Below are 17,749 nucleotides of genomic sequence, written 5' to 3' on the forward strand. Positions count from 1 at the left end.
GACCGGATATTATTGGTGTCTGCAATCGCATAGAGTCGCAATTTCTATGTTATTAAGCGCAAGAAATAGCTGCCATATCTAGACGGGATGAAACCTTTCATTTTTTAAGACAATGTTTTTTCCCCGTGCTATGCATTAAATTTATAGCTTAAGAAAAATAGCGCTAATTTTCACATAGACACAATGTTAACCTCATTTAACATAACGATTTATCTTTTTTAAAGCAGCCGCAATTTCTTCAGGTTTCTGAGTTCCGATCAGCAACTTATTCCCATCCTTAAAGACCAGCTGTAATCCATCGCTTCCCGTTTGATTTACTGCACTGTTCCTTTTACTGCCTTTCAAACCCCAACCTCCATACTCACTAATTGGATTATAAACTCTGATGTATGATTTCTGTATACTTTCCCATGAATGATACTTGTACTGGATCTGGATAGGAAAGAGTTTTACGTAAACTCCATCGGCCTTGATTTGGGTATATTGCTTCAGCGTTAATATAAGGAAGGTTGCTAGCAATGTGATTACCAAGCCAATTCCTGTTCCTACTAAGTAGGCAACATCCTTTCTCTTTCTTTTTCTGCTCACCAGGAAAAACATGACAATATTTATAATGATTAAAAATACGATCAGCCCAAGATTATGATCTCCTTGAACTTCATAAAATAAAGGGTCTTGAACCATTGTTACATTTTTAAAATAAGAAAATTAGCAGTCACATTAAGCATCAAATAAGTAGTTATCAGAGCATTAGGATAGAAGAAGAGTTTCCCAAAAACCAAGATATCCATTTTCTTTTTCTTTAGCTGGTGATTCTCCTAAGTTAGTAACATCATCGTAGAACCAGCTAGATAGAATCTATTGCTTTTTTCACCTTATTCAATATGTTTTCATCAGTGTTTACAGCTAATATTTTTATCCTGTAGACATGCAGCTCATTAATCGTCATTACTTTAAACCATAAAGTTTAATTGAATTTGACCTGAAATCAAAATGCACAGAATCTGCAATACCGGACTGGGCGTTTTGGCCTGAATTAAAAACTGTAGCTCCATTCTTTGCTACACCCGAGTGTGTTTTCGAATTATAAGTGATTTGTCCTGCTTTAATTGTATAATAACCAAATACCAGCTTTGACCGTTTTCCAAATAATGTCACTATTTGATTTGCTTGATCAAGAGCTACAGAATCAGCTATATAAGTTACTCTTGGCTTCGAGATTTCTGTTTCTGTCTCGTTGGCAACCCTTTTTGAAAGCTTGGCCAGCGCATTATACCCAGTTCCATATTTAGCAATTTCGCCAGCATTTAATTCAATTCCAGATACTAAACTCATATCATAGTCTTTGTATGTATCTTTATTAATGCCGCCAAGCTTCTCTTCTGGATATGATTTGTCATCAATAGTGAATAAGAGTTTTGAACCCTTTTTGAGAGTAACAGTGCCACCAGAACCTGATCGATCTGTTTTAAACATCACCTCATCATATTTACTACCATCCTGATCCTTTAACGTATACCGCACGTAGAACTTTTCGATTGCCTTAGCCTTGTTCCGTATTCTCTTATTCTCCTTATCGATCTTTGTTGCGTACTCAATCTTCTTGTCGTTTGTAGTAAGTACTAATCTGCCATCAAGAGAACTTTGCGAGATAATGCAACGGGGACTGATCCGGTATAATATATCATAAGGATATATCTTGCCATCTATGAGCACTTCCGGCTTTTCTCCCAGGACTCCATAGTCAATCATCAATAGGCTGTCCGATTGTGATTTTGAAGCGATCACCTCGTCTTTCTTCAGCATATTAGGAGACTGAGTAACTTCCGGTTTAATATCATCGGCGCGCGTATCGGCAGATGGCAGTGTGGTAGCTATTTCAATCGGTTTCGCATAAACGATCTGAATGCCAAATGACCAGCCAAGCACTACCACAAGGGGTAGGGCAACAAAATAATTGAGTCTTTTTTGGCCTTTAGATTTATCACTGAAAAGCATCGTAATCCTTTTTTTAAGTTGACCTTTTGAGAAGCTATGTACCAACGTATGGTTATTCTTGACCGCTATGGAGAGCAATAGTTTTGCATACAAAGTGTTTCCGGTCTCAGAAGAAGTCTGCCTATCAGCTTCATACTCGTGTACCTGTTCTAAGGCATGATCATAAAGATATACTAATGGATTAAACCATAAGATAATCTTAAACAAACCACTAATAATCCTGTCGATAGAATGGGCACCAGACACATGTACCAACTCATGCTTAAGGACCTGAGAAATTTCCTCCTCAGTCATGCCTTTTTGGTCCAAAAATACATAATTAAAGAACGAGCAATTGGTAAAACCTTGGTGCTTATAAACAATTCTCAGTCGGCCTATCCTTTGATCTACATGACGTGTGTACCATAGTATTCTCGACAATTGAAATAAGAACATTGCGAACATACCAGCAGCTACCAGCCAATATGCCTGAACAATTCGCTGTCTCCATGGAAACTCATTGTCTGCAACTTCTTTCTTTATTGACGTAGGTTCGGCATGGCTCATAGTAACTTGATCTATTTTTTCACCATTAGCAGGTATACCAACTTCAGTCTGGCGACTTTTGCGCTCATCCGCTGAAACCTGTATCTGCAGGTCCAACGAAGGTATTATTGCACTTATAATCAAAGTAGCCAGTAGATAATAGCGATTGGCGTTAAAGAAGGTAAGGCGTTGCAAAAAGAAGAAATAAAAAGCATAAAATAAAGCAAGACATGCGCTTACTTTAGAAAGATAGATGAGCCATTCCATATTATCCTTTGTTTTTATCGATGAGCATTTGAAGTTCGTTTATGTCCTTTTGGGTTAGGGTTCTTTCCTTTACCATGAAGGAAAGCAGGCTAGAAGGGGAGTTGTCAAAATAGCCACTAAATAATTTAGAGAAGCTGGTCTTTGTATATTCCTCTTTGCTAATGGCAGGGAAATACTCATACGTTTTACCGTAAGCTTTATAAGAAACATATCCCTTTTTTTCAAGTAACCTGACAATAGATGAAATCGTATTGTAGGGTGGTTTAGGCTCCTCATCAATTTCTGCTATGATATCCTTTACGAATGCCTTTTGCAATGTCCAGATAATTTGCATGATTCGCTCTTCTGATTTAGTTAATTCTTCCATAACATAAAGCTATAACTTAATTTTCAGTTTAACAACTGAATCTTCAGTTTTATTGAATTAGCTTGATGTCTCGTATACGAGTTATAGAAATGTATATAGGATTTCTTGAGACACGATCTTAATTCTTCAATTACATCAACAATATCTCAAATGATATAAAGGTATAGATGTATAAAAGCGATTGGATACCTTCTTTTTATAAGACAAATTGCCAAGTGTAGGGGTCAAGAAATCCTATCAAATTTTCACCGTTTTTCGATAAAATCCTACTTGCAGGAATTTTTATTTACTTAAGCCGATTGCTAGCCATTAATTGGTACTGATATAACGCCATACCTATGGTAAAAATCCTTTATACTAAGTTTTAGCTTTGTTCGACCCAGTATTCTTCTACTTGTCGTTTGCCATTTAGTTTTATGATTAAGAAATTAGGATCAATAGTTGACCAGCCTACAGGATATCGAATTATCATCACAGGTTCTGCATACAATCTATAAAAATTGTTAATCGCATCCATGGCTTTTTTTGAATTTTCTGGCTTTAAATTTTCATCATTTTCAAATGAAATAGAGTCTGGTAATGCAGTATTTTTTGGCAATCTACGTTCAATACCTTCTTGGTAGGGTTTCCCTAATAAGTCTAAAACTGCTTTTCTTGACATTCCAGATTTTAGATGGTTTTTCATTACATCCTGGACCATCCATGCTCTGGGATTAGAAGTATCTTCCATATCTGGATTATCGACCCAGACCTCTTTGTCGAACGAAGATGAATGATTGCAGGCAGCTAAGAAGCAGGCGAAAAGAATAAAAAGAAGTTTTGAAAAATACATAAGTTAAGTAATTAAAGCATGCTTTGTATCCTGAACAAAGTACGCTCGAGTCCGGCTGTATTTGGAGGCATAATCATTTAAAAGACTAAAATCCTGTAGCATTGTTACATTGATCAAATTTAATAAGGGAAATTTACATTCAACAGAACAAACAGATAAACTCAACCCTTGTAACGAATAAGTGGTGTATAAGTTTCTCATTATTCCCTCCTGTAAAGACGTTCCTAGCTGATCTGACCTTAATTAAAGTTTTACGGCAAAAGGAGGAATTTCGGTGTGTGCGATCGGCTTTACTACAGAATTCGGGACAACCTTTGCAGGATGACCTTTCATTAATGTTTGATCTTCCGCACCTCTAACGGTAATGAAAAAACAACGGATTTATGTCTTTCACTGGTAAAACAGATTATTGGATTGCATGGGTTTAAAACAAATTATTTATACAATGGTGTCCATAGTTTAACCGTTGATTTTAATAAAACTGTAAATCCTAGAATTCTCCCAAATTTTGTACTTATCATTGCTGAAAAATTAATTTATGAGCCGTTATTTTTTCTTGGTATTTATAATGATCGGACTGTCCACGTCTTTATTTGCTCAAACAGCCTCGGTAAAAGGGGTAATTTCAGACGAACAGGATAAATCTTTAATTGAATATGCGAGTGTCTCGTTATATAACACAAGCGATTCATCACTGGCCGGTGGAAATGTTACCAAAAATAATGGCGGTTTTGAGATAGGTCAAATTAAGCCAGGCAATTACTATTTAAGAATTGCTTTTATCGGCTACGTAACGAAGCAAACTTCGGCTTTTTCTTTAGGTGAGGGTCAGCAGTTAAATCTGGGTACCGTAGCTTTAGCCAAAGGTTCGAAAGCGCTCAGCGAAGTAAGCATAACAGGTTCGCAAAGCGTCGCGAGTAACAAGATCGATAAGCAAACGTATAAAGCAGGGCAATTTGAATCTGCTAAAGGGGGTAATGCGGTGGATGTCTTAAAAAATCTCCCTTCGGTTTCTGTAAACGGACAGGGTGATATCAGTGTACGCGGATCGTCAGGATTTTTAGTGTTAATTAATGGAAAGCCAGTCCTCACTGACGCGCAGACCGTGTTAAGTCAATTACCAGCCAATACCATTGAAAACATTGAGCTGATAACTGCGCCCTCAGCGAAATATGATCCAGATGGTAAAGGAGGAATTATAAATATCACAACAAAAAAGGGAGCCACAAATGGCATTACTGTAGCCGCCAACGTGCTTGGCGGGCTGCCTAGTACCATTACCTACGGCAACAAAGAGAAGCCTTCTCGCTTCGGCGGCGATTTAACTTTCAACGTTAAAAAAGATAAATGGGATATCTCAGCAAGCGGCAACTACGCCAGAAATGATAATGCCGGATACAGAGAAGGAGATGCTTTTACAAAAAACTTAACTGCCAATACCATTACGAGGTTTCCTTCTAACGGAGAGCGTAGTTTTGTTAAATATAATTATGGCGGGCGCGCTTCGGTAATATTCACCCCGGACGCAAGCAACAGTTTTTCCGCCGGTTTTTTTAGCGGAAAGAGGCACCAGGAACGCTTAGCGGATATTTTGTACACTAATACCACGTCGAGTTTATCCAATAGCGCCCTCCTTAAAAGCACTACTTATTTCAACTCGAACCGGCAAACAAAAGACGGAAATTTCACCTTGGGAAATCTGGATTATACACATACCTTCAAAAACAAATCCGCTTTAACCGCTTCGGCGCTTTATGAGCGGGCCAGATTGTCTGGAAATACGAGAAACAAAAACGTTGATTTTCCAAACACCGCTTCGGTTATACAGGAAGTATATAATCCCTACGAAAATCCGATTGATGGCTACAGACTAAAATTAGACTATTCAGTGAACATCGGAAAAGGAAAATTGGAAACCGGTTATCAATTCAGATACGATACACAAAATGGACAGTATGATTATTCTGTTACACCAGCGACATCACAACCCGACGCGGATAGGTTTAGAGGAACGGCGAAGGCTAAAAACCAAATCAATTCCATCTACAGCCAATATTCCGGCAAACATGACAATTTGGAATATATAGGTGGATTACGCTACGAATATGCGACACGCGCAGTAAACCTTTCATATGATCCTAATCCACACACGTTAAATCTTTCGAATTTATTCCCCTCACTTAATTTACTATATACGTTAAACCAGGCATGGAAAGCTAAAGCGGGATACAGCAAAAGAGTTCAGCGAACCAATAACTTTGAATTGAATCCTATTCCGGAACGTGAACACTCTGAAACCCTTGAACAAGGCGATCCAGACTTATTGCCAGGTTTCATTGATCTGGTAGAGCTTGGCGTAAATACCAATTTTAAATCAGGATCTTTTTTCTCGACACTTTATTATCAAGGGGTCAAAAATCCAATACAGCGGGTAAATAGTGTCTATGCAGACACTATTTTAAACCGGATTTTCACGAATGCGGAATTCGCAAGATCATTTGGCTTGGAAGCCGGAACGAATTTGCAACCTACAAAATGGTGGACTTTTTATTTGGGCGGAAATGTTTACAATTATAAGATTAAAGGTGATCTTAATATTCTTGGCGTCAGCTCTTCCATATCAAACGCCGATTGGGTTTACTCTATCAATACAAACTCCACATTCAAACTTAATCCTACCTGGAGCTTTCAGGGAAATTTAAATTTTCTGTCTTCAAGGCCAACGGCGCAGGGGCGAGATTCCAAGTTCCTGATTCCGAATACCTCATTAAAGAAGTCATTTATGGATGGTCGGTTCTCTGCAACTTTACAATGGCAAAATATGGATTTAGGGTTTAAGGAAACAAACAAACAGCGAATCACCACCTTTGGAAATGATTTTTATACTTCAACGAATTATATCTACGAAACAGATGTTTTCCTTTTAAATTTTAGCTTTAACCTGAACAAGCTTACTGGGGGGAAGGCCAAATTGCCGACCAGTGAATTCGGAGATAAAGAATTTTAGGTTTAGCAGCGCTCGAAAACTCATTTAAAAGGATTTCTGCTGGTGAGGCGTGTAATCGGAAGTTGGTATATTTTATTCGGGTAGATTAGCTTCCACTCCGTGCAAGGGTTAAGATACAAACGTTAAGTTTTTTTGTAAAAAAAAATCGCTATGCTACAAAGAATGATAAAAACTTTACCGGATACTTCCGTTATAATTATTCGGTTAATGGTTGGAGCCGTGTTTTTTTCTGAAGGAATTCAAAAATTTTTGTTCGCCAGCAAACTGGGAGCCGGCAGATTTGAAAAAATAGGATTACCTAACCCGGACTTTCTCGGGCCTTTTGTAGGGGCATTTGAAATTGTCTGCGGGATATTTGTTCTTCTCGGACTTTTTACAAGATTAGCTGCTATTCCTTTATTCACCATTATGCTCGTTGCGATAACCTCTACCAAGGCTAAACTATTAATCGACGAGGGATTCTGGTCTATGCTTCATGATAGCAGGACAGACTGGGCGATGCTTTTAGGTAGTGTATTCTTAATCATAAAGGGGGGAGGTAAGTGGTCAATTGATTATTTGTTATCAAAGAAACAAAAAAGCGAAAGCAACTAAGTGAAGTCCCAGAGTTATTCTTTTGGTTATAGGTCTTTGTCGAATTTTCGTAAAAGGCTTGGCTAGTAGCCGACACCAGCATTATAATACAGACGAAAATTACAGTTATCACTATTCCCAGGATATCTAAGAAGCCGTTCAATAATGTTGTTATTTCACCGTTTTTTGATACGCAAGCTTTATGCTAATCAAGGTCTAACATCATTGTATTCAGGTTAGCTTATTCATCGTTGGTTAATGATAGCAGCAGAGGTAGAGTTTTATAGAACACAACTGGTAACCGGCGTTCATAACCATCTCCACGTATAGTCCGGACCAAATATTTTACAGTAAATTTGTTATTGCAACCTAATTGCATACATTCGCTTTATGTTTATTAGAATCAAAGCCGGGTCGATGGACAAACTAGGGATGATTGCCTCCATAGCATGTGCAGTTCATTGCGCATTACTTCCACTGGTGTTCACATTCCTCCCTTTAATTGGCATGGAGTTTCTTGCAAATAAGTGGATTGAGACTGGTATGATTTCCCTTTCAATCGTACTGGGCACGTGGTCACTAGCTACCGCCTATCGGTCACATAAAAGTGTTATTCCACTAATAGTTTTAGTGTTCGGCTTTGCGCTAATCGGTTCTGGGCATTTCTTTTTTGAGAACTTAGAATCAGTAGTGATTCCCATGGGCGGTATAAGTATTGCAGCAGCACATTATATCAATTGGACGTTACACCGTCCGACTTGTAATGAAACCTGCTGTGATGACTCTGGTAATGTTGATTTAAATTAAGAATTCTCATTGTAGATTACGTATACACGCCTCTATTTAAAGGCTTAGTGAAAATTTGGTTTAGTTGGTGCAATTGGCTGCCCTGAAAAGGGCAGCTATTGTTCTTAGGTGTTTCGATAAATTTTCACAATTATGGATTGTAGATTTAAATTATGAATAACCACATAGCCAAGCCTGTCACATTAATTACAGGTTTTTTGGGAGCAGGTAAAACGACATTCTTAAATGAACTTATAAAATACAATCAGCCTAAGCGGCTTGCAATCATTGAGAATGAGTTTGGAGAGGAGAGTATAGATGGGCAGCTTATCATTGGGGCTGGCAATGAAATTTATGAGCTTAGTAATGGATGTCTTTGCTGTACCTTGAGTCAGGATTTTCACCAGCTGCTGGAAGATCTATGGTCTAGAAAATTAGAGTTTGACGAGGTTATTATAGAAACTACCGGAATAGCTGATCCAGCATCGGTTGCTGCACCATTTCTTAAATCACACCTCATACCACACTATTATCATTTAGAGCGGGTAATCTGTCTGATAGATGCGCAACATATCGAATCTCAACTAAGGGAGACAATTGAGGCTCGGCAGCAAATTAGTTTCAGTGATATACTACTTATTACAAAATCTGATACAGTTTCATCTAATCATCTTTCTTATTTAATAGACATGCTTGTTAAGATTAATCCTTTCGGTATTGTTCTTTCCGGGCATAAACACCATTATCCCTTTTCAGAAATCATTTCAACTGAAAGACAAACGATTTTAGAAAAACGTCCAAAATTTAGTTTGTCTCCGATTTTGCTATCTCAACAACGTCATGAAGACATAGTATCGTTAAGTTTTACTTTTACTGAGCCGTTTAGCATTAACATGCTGCAGCATCAGCTTATGGCATTTCTTCTATTCCAGGCAAAAGATGTTTATCGGGTTAAAGGTATAATCTATGCCTCCAAAAACAGCAGAAAAATAATCGTCCAGTCGGTAAATTCCAGTTTAGTGGTAGAATACGGACAAGAGTGGGAGGCAGGCGAATTGAAACAAAGCCGTATTGTGTTCATTGGAAAAAGCCTTAAGCCTGAAGGGTTTGAGCGCATGCTGAAGCAATGTTTAGAAGCTTAGCAGTATCAAACTTGGTTTACTTCCGCCTACGCCGGTAAACTAGTTCATAGAGGGCGTATATGATTATTCCCGTGCTGTTATAGGACATATACATATACAGTTTTCCTAAAAAACACCAGTCTTCCAAGTACATAAAGTGCGAACGCATTATAAATATCGCGTGATCCAAAGCTATAGTCCGGGATAATAATGCTACATATGATCAAATAGAACGTCGTAAGTAATATTGGTATAAGGAGGAGTGTCAAAACCGGAATAAGTATTGCTTTCAATTGCAGTCCTTTGAATTCTTAAGTTTCGCTCTCATTCACATCACCGGATCTCGGATGTAACCAGATATTTAGTTACAAAAGCCAAGGCATAAATGACCAGATTACTTAGGATCAAAACCATTAAACCTTTGTTTACAACGTTATAATCGGGTTTCGCTATAAATTGATGCTGAGGCTCATTTGGAAAATCGGCATGCCTGAACGGCTCGTCATTGAATAAGAAAGGGTAGTAAAATGCTTTAATACGTTCATGGTACTGCCTGGCACTTTCAGTGAAGGCCATTTGAGTCTCCAAATCGGTAGCACAGGACGCATTTAATATACCTTGAAAAGTAGCGGGAGCACTAACGCTGCTTAAAGAAACCGCTAAAGCCGATCGAGACTTTAATTTGCTTTTATAAGTTTCATAAAGACGATCAACGGAACGGTCACCCAGTTCTTGAAAGGCATAATACCACTTCCACTTAAAGCGTTCCTCGATTCTACTCGTGTTCCGGTATTGTGGGTAAAAGACGAAGAACCGGTTCATTGTCTGTTCTTTAGGCCTGTCCCAACCTGCATGTACTTCTTCGCGTTGTTTAAGCGTCAGTTGTAATCCTTCGGTCGTATGCACCGAGAGTTGTGCGATAACATTGATCAGCACGGGTAATATGAAGGTAAGTACTAACCAGGCGCCTAGCAGCGCGATTGCGTTGAATGCCGAGCTTTTCTTTAGCACGATAATAAAGTAGCACACACAGAACCAGAAAAGTGAATAAAGCAGCGTACCAGCTAACCAAATAACTATACGAACGTCATAGACTGCACCGCTATATAGCGAACCGGCAAGGATTAGCAGCAAAACAAGAAGCAATACCAGAGTGAAGCGGAAGAGCAGTTTAGCGAACAATAGTTGTGTCAATGATATTGGCTGCGACATGAGCAAGGCCAGGGTGCCACGTTCTTTTTCTGCAGAATAGATATTGAAGCAGATGGCTACTATGAATAACGGTAGAATAAAAACCAGTACAAAAGCCAGGTCAAAGCTCCCGGTAGCCAGCTTGTCCGGGTTGGTATTTTCCGAACTGTAAAGTTGGTTTTGTACGGCGAGTAATCGAAGCTTGATATAAAAGGGATTAGCATCACGCTGCCCTATGGATAAAGGAGCCCAGGAATCCGGCATATGTTTGGCAAAGGCGAAATGATAGTATCCGATATCGCCTGCATCTGCATCATCAGGATATTTTGCTTTCACTTCCTCGATATTGTCCCGGTAAATCGTATCCAAGCCTGCGATCTTGTTCCGCTGCCGGTCGACTTCTGCTGTTCCTGAATATATGCCATAGCAACCAGCAATTAAAATCAGAAGGGTGAATAGAAGAAGGCTTTTTTCTGATTTAAAATTGAGCCATTCCATGCGCAATAGCGTTTTTAAAGTATTTGGCTTCATAAAGGAAAATATCGGTTGAGCAGTGTATTAAAAACCAGGTAAAGGACAAAGCCCCATAGCAGTAGTGCCGCGAAAGAAATCCAGTGCGCCCTCAAAGCGAAACTCACTGAAGGCTGCCGGTATTCAAAAGGTGGATAGTTTTTCCAATTACTGGCGTCTAACCGGGTTTCTTTATCATGATAGTGCAGTTTGGTTGCCTGCAACTTATTCAGGTGCTGGGCAAGTCGGTACCGGTAGTCTTCTGCTGCTTTTAAAAAGTGTATGTAATGCTGCTGGTCGGTGCCGGCAAGCCCCATGGAGATGTATCGCACAGAGAGAAAAGGGTTAATGAAAGAAGCCCATTTTGATACTGCGTTTTGCTGCCCGTACGTCTGGGCCAGCTCATCGAACTCTTGAGCATATACCTTACTACTATAAGCTTCGCCTTCGGCCATTACCAGGCCGTCGATGTTAACCGGTAATTGGCTTACTGAGTCTACCCCATATTTTTGAAGTAATGACTTGGTAAACTCTTCTGTTCGCTTGTCCTGAGGGTTGTGTCCATTGATTCCTTTGCTAGCCGCATGGTGTACATGAGCGTCCATCTCAGCCTTTGTGGGCGTTTGATAAAGAAGACTGCCCAGGTTTGCAGTCACTTTTGGCATGATCACACAAGCGGTGATCCAAATGCCAAGTAACGTAAGTAGCGCTGTACGAGAATGCCGGCTCCATGCAGAAACCAGAATGCTGCCTGCCAGAAAAATAAAGAAATATAAGGCATAAACTCCGGTAAAAAGTAATAGCCGGAGCCAGAAGTCGGCATTTGCGGACAGACTGTTAGCAAGTAGTAAAAACAACGACGCTGTTAGCAATGACGGCACCATGATAAGTAGCAATAATTTTCCGTACCCCTTTAACTTGGCGTTGGCAATCTGGCTTACTGACAAGCCTTGGCTCAGCAACAATTTGATCGTTTCCTGTTCTTTTTCCTGGGTGAAGGTATTAAAGCACAAAAAAATAATGATTAGTGGAATGAGCAATTGTAAAACGAATGCAATTGTCATTTCACCAAACCGCATCAGACCGCTCGATTGCTGTACCGAGCTGAAATTGGCACTGTTTTGCTGATGAGCTTCTAAATAAACCATGGTGCCGGTAAAGCTGTCCAGACCAAAATCAAAGAAACTGAGCGATGACTTAGGCCGGAATGCATAGGAACCATAATGTGCCATTCGATGTGGGTGGCGTGGGGGCTGATCGCGAAAATCTTCGTTAGCCGTTTGCTGTGCGATCTGTCTTTCAGCGGCGACCTGATTGTAACTCATTATACCGGTGCTGGCGGCCAGCACAAGCAATGCGATGACTATGCTGACCAGAATGACAAACCTCTTATCACGCAGGGCAGAGATAAATTCTTTTTGGGATAGTGTTGTGATCATCTAGTTGTGCATATATTCCAGGTAAAGTTTTTCCAGTTCGTAGGCATCCATATCGCCTGAGGCTAGCTCGTGTACCAGTTGGCCGTCTTTCATGATGCCGATCCGGCTGCTCACCTCACGTGCCCTAAAAATATCATGGGTGGCCATAAAGACTGCAGTGCCTTCTTTGCTTAACCGCAAGAGCAAATCTGAAAACTCGTTACTTGCCTTCGGATCCAGGCCCGAGGTAGGTTCATCCAACAGCAGGACCATGGCTTTTTTAGCGAGCGCAGCAGCAATCCCTACTTTCTGGCGCATTCCTTTGGAATAAGCTCCTGTTCGCTTTGCCATAGCGTCTAGCTGTAAGCCCGAGTTGATCAGGAAACTTTCCAACTCATTGCGAGTGTAGTTGAAACCGGCGAGCGAACTGAGTAAGGAGAGATTCTCCAGGCCGCTTAGATTAGGGTATAAAACCACCTGTTCAGGGATATAAGCCAGGTATTTCTTAACCGCTGTCAGGTTTTTCGTTACCTCCAGGTTGTTGATATAGGCAGCTCCGCCGGTGGGCATAATAAAGCCTAGGAAAAGATTGATCGTAGTTGATTTACCTGCTCCGTTTGGTCCTAGTAAGCTAAAGATCTCGCCTTGGCGGAGGGACAGGTTTAACTGCTTAAGGGCAGATTTGTCTGGATAGTTCTTGCTTAGGTCTTTTGCTTCAAGTACGATGTTCATAGATCTTTTTTTTTTATGACATTAATGAATTTCAACTGTTCCCATTACTATTCCTAGTTGGCTGTACTTTACGAATAATTATAAACAAAGGATATGGTCAGGTCGGTTAGCCTCACCTAATGCTGCATAAAGGTCAGGGAAACAAGCTATTTGCTCATGTCCGCATACCATAGTTACAGCGCATTCAGTCGGTCTTAAGCGCATAAGGTATCCGTCTGTCAAGCTCTTCACCTTCCGTTCCATGTCTGATTTCTTAGCCATCAGTAATAAAATATTCTTTTCCCGGGTAACTTTTTCAAGGCGATGGCTGATTGGATGTTCCCGTTCTAAAACGAAAGCATTTTCATCAAAAAAGCATAAAGCAACTACATCCAGTGCATGTTGACCTGATTCAAGTTGCGGTAAGATCCTGTTTGCTAAGTGGTGTATTCCTTGAACGGGTGAGAGTAAAATGTAAGCCACTTTCATAATAATCTGTTTTTGTAATTTTCACAAATTCTATTATAATCTGCGCTTGCCTGAACGATTTAATTTCCTTTTCACTACCTAATTCAAAACGACACAAAGTTGCAATAAATGTTCTATATTTTAGTGATTAAATACAATCATTTATTTTATTAAACAATATTCGGTGAAATGGGGTTTAGCATTTAATGTAGCTTTGTTGCATTTGTGAAACCTTGTCGGCCAATGTGTAATAGCATCGCCGTTAACTAATAAAACCAATATTATATATTTAATACTTACCTCAAATATGAAAACATTCAAAACATTACCATTATTTATTACAGCTATTTTGCTTGCGTTCACCAGTTGTAAAAAGAACAACGATCCTGAACCGGAGCCTAGCAAGCCATTTGAAATTACCGACCATTTTGTTGCAGGAACGCTTGCGCAAAAAACCGGAAATAAGTATACCAGCGTCTTTTTTATTCAGCTCTTGGAAGATAATAAAGCATTATTTATCAATTCATCTTCTAGTAACCTTGTTGGCACCTACACAGTAAGTGAGACAGAACTAGTATTTGAGGTGACCGGTGGCAACGCCCGTATCGCCAAATTTACATTGGACAAAGACAAGAAAATAACCTCAGCCTACTACAAGGCGCTTACTACCGAATATGATGCCATCGGTGAATTATTAGAAGTTAAAGAGACCAATGAACTTGCGGGTAAAAAGTTCAAAGGGGACGAGTTTAAAATAGGAGAAGTTAGCAACAGAGCCGGAGTCATTTATAGTTTTAATAAAGCGGGTACAACAACCTATGGTTCTGGTATAGACGCGGCTACGATTGACAACGCTGCCAATAATTATACGCTTATAGGGGGAAATGGCTTTAAATATGTCAGTGGGAGTACTGTCGAGCTAGGTTTTGTATCCAACAAAAAGCTTACAGTCTTCAGATCAAGCGGCTTGTTTTATTATGGTAAGTATGACCAGCAATAGTTCAATGAACTGTAGGATCTTGAAAGTTCTTGTAGTCGGACTAATCGCTACCGGCTTCTTATTCTCCTGTAAAAAAGAGAATGCACTTACTTTGGAAGAATCTTCTGTAATGGTTAAAGAAGTGGGTCTAAATAATTCAAAAATCGCTTACAGTGGTAATGATCTGCACATCGATGCAGAAGTAAAAGCTCCTGGAAAGATTGCGGATATAAAGGTTCAGATTACGCTAGCTGAATCCAATTATGGCTGGGACTTTATAAAGACTTATACCGGTACTTATTCAGGCTTAAAAAATGCAGACTTTCATGAGCATATAGATATACCTGAGACGGCCAGGGCGGGAACCTACACTTTAGTTATGATTGTTACTGATGAGTTAGGCCGAAAGACTAAGGCAACAGTTGATTTTACTGTTGTTAAAGACTTGTCTTTGCCTCGTATAACAGATGTTGCCTTCAAAACTTCTTCCGCTACGGTCTTAAATCTTACAGGCGTTATCAATGCCCCAAATAGAATTGCAGCCCTTTTGGTTGAAGTGCAGTCAAGCACATGGACAACAGAATTTACTTATACGGATGCTGACATGATTGACCAAACAATTTTCCATTTCAACAAGAATATCAATTTAAGCGGCGCTCCAAGTGGGCATTACCATATTAATGTCACTGTTAATGATAAGCAGGGAAAGCATGCCCTGTATTCTTATCATTTAGATAGATAGATTAATATTTGAGCGCTGAGAAATGAGTAATTGATAAGTTAATACCAGCTTGTTCTTCTGGTTCTATCATAATTTTTAATTCAGATTTCCACTTAGTTAATCACAATCGATAAAAACCGCTGTAAAGATTCAAGTGCGGAATCGAGTTTGTCAATGATAGTTCCTAATGCTATCTATCTATTCTTCTCTTGAATTCAGTTCTTTCTTTATATTATTTATATTGATAATATTCAGAATAAGAATCGGCATCAATGCAATTGGTACGATTAACAGCGGACTGAAACCTTTCTTAAGGGATAAATATATTAACGTAATAAAGCATACCAGAAGCATACCAGCTAATGTTCCTGCAATTGCTTTCAATAGTTTGTATTTCTTTAATAAAGCCTCTGTATTTAATGCACTTAATTTATTGCTTTCCATTTAGTTTTTGAGGGTTAAAACTTCTATTGCTTTTATAGCTCCAATAGGGGATATTCTTATGTTCTTATTACCTTTTTCTACATAGAATAAATTTACGCTATTTGAGCCAATTAAATATATCTCCTTGGTTTCGTTTGTGTTGTATGTCAAATTACAATTATATCTCAGATTCCCGTTCAAGATATTTCGGGAAACTTTAAGCCCGTTTCCGAGACCTATTCCTAGAAAAAAAGAAAACAAACATATGGCTAGTGTGGGCACGAATAAGTTCCCAAATTTAATTTTGACTTCGTTTGCTGATAAGGGAGTCGATGCCCCCCGAGAACTCGTGAATTTTCTAACCCATAGTTTATTGTAATTTTTGGTAGGTAAAAAATATAGAGCAAAATATAGGGAGAAAAGGATTGCACAGAATCCCACAAGAACAATCGGGTGTGACGTCAAATCTGCAATAGGACTTATTAAAATATCCATGAGACTGGAATATCTTAGAATATTTATACCAAACTGATAATAAAAAACGCTCTCTTTTAAAATGCCTAGTACAACAAGAAATAAGTATCCAAAAGGAAGGAAGCTTTGTAATCTATCAGCAAATTTCATTCAAATTATTTATTTCTTCTAACAGTACTCGTGGTCATAAGCCGGCAACGTTTCAAAGTTTTATACCATTAGACATTATACCATTTAAATTCGTTGATAAACTAAAGATAGCAATAATTACCAAGGATAAATTGCTCACTAGCCTATTTTATGACTAAAGTTTAGTTTCTACATTCGCAATATTCACCTCCTATAAAAAGAGGTTCCTGGCTGCTTTGATCTTAATTAAAGCTTTCCGGCAAAAGAGAAATTTCGTTTTGTGCGACAAAACTGATTGCGCCAAATCTTGTATTCTCCATTATTCCACCATTTTTTGATAAATCTACAATCTAATAGCATGTGGCTCCTTTCATTCCACTTCAAGACACACTGTCAACATTGCCAAAATATTGAGTTTATCCACGCAACATAAGCTAATGGTCCTATTCTTAGTTATTGACAATGTTTAATTAATTTCTTCAAACAGAGATAAGGTGTCGCCTTTAAATGATCATACCGACGAGCAAATCAATAAAGCAGGTATATTTGGAAACTGCGAACACATTAGTATTAAAATATGAAAAGGGGCAATACATCGACAAATGTAATCATACTTCCAAACGAGCTTAAAATAGTTAAGGAATTGGTTTATGACAATTGCGGGTTCGACTTAACAAACCTGAAGTTAAGTACCGAAAGTTTAGAATATGGAGCTTGTTCATTTGAACTCAATAATAAGAAAATTCAATACCGGGTGGCAAAAATCACTCCATTAAAGTCTGGTCATTTTGTGACCATATGGCAAAGAAATAAGGACGGAATAACTGAACCATTTGAGGTATCGGATGACCTTGATTTTATAATAATTGCAGCCAAAAGAGAAAATAACTTTGGGCAATTTATTTTTCCAAAATTCGTCTTGGCAGAAAAAGGTATTATTACTACTAATAACAAAGAGGGAAAACGTGGAATTAGAGTTTATCCACCTTGGGACACTGTTGCAAGTAAACAAGCGGAGAAAACTCAAACCTGGCAGACAAAATACTTCTTGACAATTGATGATGGAAACTCATCTACCAAAGATTTGATAAGAAAGCTACTTTTTTAAGCTGTAGCAGCCACACCTCATTGAAAATATTTGGCGACAATATCGGAAAAGCGCATAGCTTTGAAAATTAATATATATTCTATAATATCCCTCCATTTTTAAGACGGTACTCATCAATTAGCTTGTACCAGCTTTACGGCA

The 17,749-nt window shown here is 38.8% G+C and carries 17 protein-coding genes; 7 read left to right on the plus strand and 10 right to left on the minus strand.

Annotated elements, in window-relative coordinates; all coding sequences use genetic code 11:
• Positions 1–192 precede the first annotated feature (192 nt).
• The 4 genes from WKF66_RS09765 to WKF66_RS09780 all read right to left on the minus strand — a co-directional run bounded on the left by WKF66_RS09765 (position 193) and on the right by WKF66_RS09780 (position 3,989).
• Positions 193–684: a hypothetical protein gene (locus tag WKF66_RS09765; protein ID WP_489674260.1), complete on the minus strand. Its 492-nt coding sequence runs from the start codon at positions 682–684 to the stop codon at positions 193–195.
• A 264-nt stretch (positions 685–948) separates the two neighbouring features.
• Complete coding sequence (locus tag WKF66_RS09770) at positions 949–2,790, minus strand: M56 family metallopeptidase (protein ID WP_489674261.1); 1,842 nt, start codon at positions 2,788–2,790, stop codon at positions 949–951.
• Between the two features lies 1 nt (position 2,791).
• Positions 2,792–3,157, minus strand: coding sequence for a BlaI/MecI/CopY family transcriptional regulator (locus WKF66_RS09775; RefSeq protein ID WP_489674262.1), 366 nt, complete (start codon positions 3,155–3,157; stop codon positions 2,792–2,794).
• A 364-nt stretch (positions 3,158–3,521) separates the two neighbouring features.
• Entirely contained in the window at positions 3,522–3,989 is a 468-nt protein-coding gene (locus WKF66_RS09780) for a hypothetical protein (RefSeq protein ID WP_489674263.1), read from the minus strand.
• 538 nt (positions 3,990–4,527) lie between these two features.
• On the opposite strand from WKF66_RS09780, the gene WKF66_RS09785 reads away from it, so the two are divergent.
• The 4 genes from WKF66_RS09785 (at position 4,528) to WKF66_RS09800 (ending at position 9,497) form a co-directional block, all read left to right on the plus strand.
• Positions 4,528–6,996 carry a TonB-dependent receptor domain-containing protein gene (locus tag WKF66_RS09785; RefSeq protein ID WP_489674264.1) on the plus strand — a complete coding sequence of 823 codons (2,469 nt, stop codon included), beginning with the start codon at positions 4,528–4,530 and terminating at the stop codon, positions 6,994–6,996.
• 162 nt (positions 6,997–7,158) lie between these two features.
• On the plus strand, positions 7,159–7,590 hold the full coding sequence (locus WKF66_RS09790) for a DoxX family protein (RefSeq protein ID WP_489674265.1): 432 nt from the start codon (positions 7,159–7,161) through the stop codon (positions 7,588–7,590).
• 369 nt (positions 7,591–7,959) lie between these two features.
• Positions 7,960–8,376 (plus strand): MerC domain-containing protein, encoded by a 417-nt coding sequence (locus tag WKF66_RS09795; RefSeq protein ID WP_489674266.1) that lies wholly within the window; start codon positions 7,960–7,962, stop codon positions 8,374–8,376.
• Between the two features lie 152 nt (positions 8,377–8,528).
• Positions 8,529–9,497: a CobW family GTP-binding protein gene (locus WKF66_RS09800; protein WP_489674267.1), complete on the plus strand. Its 969-nt coding sequence runs from the start codon at positions 8,529–8,531 to the stop codon at positions 9,495–9,497.
• Positions 9,498–9,809: 312 nt separating this feature from the next.
• Here the strand turns inward: WKF66_RS09800 and WKF66_RS09805 are convergent, their stop codons facing one another.
• The 4 genes from WKF66_RS09805 to WKF66_RS09820 all read right to left on the minus strand — a co-directional run bounded on the left by WKF66_RS09805 (position 9,810) and on the right by WKF66_RS09820 (position 13,795).
• Positions 9,810–11,198 carry an ABC transporter permease gene (locus WKF66_RS09805; RefSeq protein WP_489674268.1) on the minus strand — a complete coding sequence of 463 codons (1,389 nt, stop codon included), beginning with the start codon at positions 11,196–11,198 and terminating at the stop codon, positions 9,810–9,812.
• Complete coding sequence (locus WKF66_RS09810) at positions 11,195–12,616, minus strand: DUF3526 domain-containing protein (protein WP_489674269.1); 1,422 nt, start codon at positions 12,614–12,616, stop codon at positions 11,195–11,197. Before WKF66_RS09810 ends, WKF66_RS09805 begins: the two co-directional genes overlap by 4 nt.
• Positions 12,617–13,327: an ABC transporter ATP-binding protein gene (locus tag WKF66_RS09815; protein WP_489674270.1), complete on the minus strand. Its 711-nt coding sequence runs from the start codon at positions 13,325–13,327 to the stop codon at positions 12,617–12,619.
• 78 nt (positions 13,328–13,405) lie between these two features.
• Positions 13,406–13,795: a hypothetical protein gene (locus WKF66_RS09820; protein WP_489674271.1), complete on the minus strand. Its 390-nt coding sequence runs from the start codon at positions 13,793–13,795 to the stop codon at positions 13,406–13,408.
• Between the two features lie 286 nt (positions 13,796–14,081).
• Here WKF66_RS09820 and WKF66_RS09825 point away from each other — a divergent pair, with 286 nt between their 5' ends.
• Together WKF66_RS09825 and WKF66_RS09830 are read left to right on the plus strand one after the other, a co-directional pair.
• A complete protein-coding gene (locus WKF66_RS09825; protein ID WP_489674272.1) occupies positions 14,082–14,774 on the plus strand; it encodes a hypothetical protein in 693 nt (230 codons plus the stop codon).
• 4 nt (positions 14,775–14,778) lie between these two features.
• Positions 14,779–15,495: a DUF4625 domain-containing protein gene (locus tag WKF66_RS09830; RefSeq protein WP_489674273.1), complete on the plus strand. Its 717-nt coding sequence runs from the start codon at positions 14,779–14,781 to the stop codon at positions 15,493–15,495.
• A 177-nt stretch (positions 15,496–15,672) separates the two neighbouring features.
• Here WKF66_RS09830 and WKF66_RS09835 read toward each other — a convergent pair whose 3' ends face one another.
• The gene (locus tag WKF66_RS09835; protein WP_489674274.1) at positions 15,673–15,918 is read right to left on the minus strand and encodes a redox-active disulfide protein 2; all 246 of its coding nucleotides are present in this window, start codon (positions 15,916–15,918) and stop codon (positions 15,673–15,675) included.
• Positions 15,919–16,521, minus strand: coding sequence for a hypothetical protein (locus WKF66_RS09840; protein ID WP_489674275.1), 603 nt, complete (start codon positions 16,519–16,521; stop codon positions 15,919–15,921).
• Positions 16,522–17,077: 556 nt separating this feature from the next.
• Here WKF66_RS09840 and WKF66_RS09845 point away from each other — a divergent pair.
• Positions 17,078–17,608 (plus strand): MepB family protein, encoded by a 531-nt coding sequence (locus tag WKF66_RS09845; protein ID WP_489674276.1) that lies wholly within the window; start codon positions 17,078–17,080, stop codon positions 17,606–17,608.
• Positions 17,609–17,749 lie beyond the last annotated feature (141 nt).

Source organism: Pedobacter sp. (assembly GCF_037719805.1).
Taxonomy (GTDB): Bacteria; Bacteroidota; Bacteroidia; order Sphingobacteriales; family Sphingobacteriaceae; genus Pedobacter.